This is a genomic window from Sphingomonas sp. (genome assembly GCF_035490575.1).
Taxonomy (GTDB): domain Bacteria; phylum Pseudomonadota; class Alphaproteobacteria; order Sphingomonadales; family Sphingomonadaceae; genus Sphingomonas.
In genome coordinates this window covers 1-2,923 of sequence record NZ_DATJLI010000097.1, presented here as the reverse complement: position 1 = coordinate 2,923, position 2,923 = coordinate 1, and the positions used below count along the sequence as shown (strand labels likewise).

Sequence of the window (2,923 nt, the reverse complement as noted above, 5' to 3'; positions counted from 1 at the left end):
GCGCGGTCGGGGTGGGAGAGGGCGCGGGTGTGGGCGCGGCGATATTCGCAGCCGGTTCCGCTTGCGGGGCGGGCGGATCGCCACAGCCCGCCAGCACCGCCGTCAGTCCCAGCATCAACACGGTCCGCATCATACCCTCGCCAAAAACCTGTCGGCATCTTATGGCACGGCCATGCAGCTTCTCAACACGCGCGCGATGCGAGTGCGCCTCGCCGCCCTTTTGTCGCTATCGACCGTCGCGCTGGCCGCTCCGGCATGGGCCGACGGGCTGATCGACAATGTCGACGGCGTGACCTTGGACGAAAAGGGACGGGTGGAGCGCTTCACCGGCATCCTGATCGACAAGAGCGGGACGATCACCCGCGTGCTGGGCCGCCGCGACAAGCGACCCGAAAAGCTCGACTGGCGCACCGACATGAAGGGGCGCGTGGTCATTCCCGGCATGATCGACGCGCATGGCCATTTCATGGAGCTGGGGTTCAAGGCGCTGTCGCTCGACCTCTCGGACACGACCAGTTTCGAGGAAGCGAAGGCCAGGATCGCCGCCTATGCCGCCGCCAACCCCAACCGCCCGTGGATCACCGGCGGCGGGTGGAACCAGGAACGCTGGGGACTGGGCCGGTTCCCGACGGCGGCCGAACTCGACGCCATCGTGCCGGGCAAGCCGGTGTGGCTGGAACGCGTCGACGGTCACGCCGCCTGGGCCAATTCGGCGGCGATGAAGGCGGCGGGCGTGACGGCCAAGACCGCCGCACCGACCGGCGGGCGCATCGAAAAGGGCGCGGGCGGCGCGCCGTCGGGCGTGTTCGTCGATGCGGCGATGCAATTGGTGGCAAAGGCGGTGCCGCCGCCTGCGCCCCGCGACCGGAACGCCGCGTTTCTGGAAGCGCAGAAGCTGCTGCTGTCCAGCGGCATCACCGCTACCGCCGACATGGGCACCAGCCTGGATGACTGGCTGACCTATCGCTACATGGGCGACCGCAACCTGCTGCGTATCCACATCATGAGCTATGCCAACTCGGTCGAGACGGCGGTGCGGGTCGGCGTCAGCGGGCCGACGCCGTGGCTGTATAACGACCGGCTGCGGATGGGTGGGATCAAGCTGTATCTGGACGGTGCGCTGGGATCGCGCGGGGCGTGGCTGAAGGCGCCCTATGCCGATGCGCCCGAACAGACCGGCCTGCCGCTGCAGAACGATACCCAGTTGCTCAACCAGATGAGCCGGGGCGCGATGGACGGCTATCAGCTGGCCGTCCACGCGATCGGCGACCGCGCCAATGCCGAGGTGCTGTCGGCGATCGAGGAATTGTCGACCAGCTATACCGGCGACCGGCGCTGGCGCATCGAACATGCCCAGATCGTCGACCCCGCCGACCTGCCCGGCTTTGGCCGCAACGGCGTGATCGCGTCGATGCAGCCGGTGCACCAGACCAGCGACCGCGTGATGGCGGAAACGCGGCTGGGACCGCAGCGCCTTGGCGGCGCCTATGCATGGAAATCCATTGCCGCCACCGGCGCGCGGGTGGTGTTCGGCTCCGACTATCCGGTCGAAAAGCCCAATCCGTTCGTCGGCTGGGCGGCGGGGTTCACCCGACAGGACGGGGACGGGCAGCCCTTTGGCGGATGGCGTCCCGAAGAAGCGCTGAGCCGCGAGGGGGCATGGCGCGCCTTCACCATCGACGCTGCCTATGCCGGCTTTGCCGAGCGCAAGCTGGGCCGCATTGCCGAGGGGATGCGCGCCGATTTCGTCGTGGTCGACCGCGACCCCAGCATGGTCAGCCCGACCGAGCTGCGCCAGACCCAGGTCATCGAAACCTGGGTCAATGGCGAGAAGGTGTGGGCGCGCGGGCAAAAGGAAATCGAGGTGCCCGAAGGGGGCGCCGCGCCGGTGCGGCCCTATATCGAACCGGGTCGTTAAGCGGGGCGGGGGCCGCACCCCGCCCCGTTCCGACGTTACGCTTTTGTCTCACCCGTGGTGCGCGTGCCCGCCGCCGCCGGTTCGGCCAGCTCGCCTTCGCCCGCCATTGCATGATCTTCGTCATCGCTGAGCGTGTCGAGGTGCATCCAGCGCGTGACGATCGGCGACAGCAGCAGCACGACAGCGGCGATGCCCAGCGTCCACCAGCCGATGGTCGAATAGACCTGAAGCGTGCCTTCCTTGGTCATTTCGCCGCCATGGCCGCCGGTCGCTTCCCCGATCTTGCCCGCGACGAAATTGCCGACAGCGGTCATGTAGAACCACGCGCCCATGATGAGGCTGGCCAGATGCCGGGGCGCCAGCCGGTTCATTGCCGACAACCCGACCGGCGACAGGCAAAGCTCGCCCGCGGTCTGGAAGAAATAGATCAGGAACACAAACAGCACCGGCGTCGCGACCGCCGGGCCGACCGCGCGCGCGCCCCAGACGAAGACGAGGAAGCTGAGCGCGACCAGCACCAGCGCGATGCCGAACTTGGCGGGCGCCGACGGCTCGATCCGTCGCTTGCCAAGGCCCACCCAGACAGCGGCGAAGATCGGGCCGAGCAGCACGATGTAGATCGGGTTGATCGACTGGAACAACGATGCCGGCACGCCGCCACGATCGACATAGCGGTCGGTATACAGGTTCAGCGATCCGCCCGCCTGTTCGAACAGGCCCCAGAATACCGGGTTGAGCGCGATCAGGAACAGGATGGCGAACATGCGGTCGCGGGCGTGGGGTTCCAGCTTGAACGATTCGAACAGCACATAGCCGAGCAGCGCGACGCCGGAGATCATCAGCAGCGTCTGGATCACGTCCTGATACTGGATCAGTGCCCAGATGATCGCGATCGACGCGACGCCGATGCCATAGAGCGACCATTCGCGCCGGCGGGTAAGCGGCGCGGGCGGTTCGGCCCGGCCCAGCAGCAACGGCTTGCCGAGCGCGAACACGATCAGGCCC

General features: G+C 67.6%; 2 protein-coding genes. One reads left to right on the top strand and one right to left on the bottom strand.

The genetic code is table 11. The annotated features are described in order from the left end of the window. The first annotated feature begins 172 nt into the window (after positions 1 to 172). Entirely contained in the window at positions 173 to 1,918 is a 1,746-nt protein-coding gene (locus tag VL973_RS07325) for an amidohydrolase (protein WP_325283372.1), read from the top strand. Positions 1,919 to 1,953: 35 nt separating this feature from the next. Here VL973_RS07325 and VL973_RS07320 read toward each other — a convergent pair. Next, positions 1,954 to 2,923 (bottom strand): peptide MFS transporter (locus VL973_RS07320; RefSeq protein ID WP_325283371.1); only part of this gene is annotated, 970 nt, incomplete at its 5' end.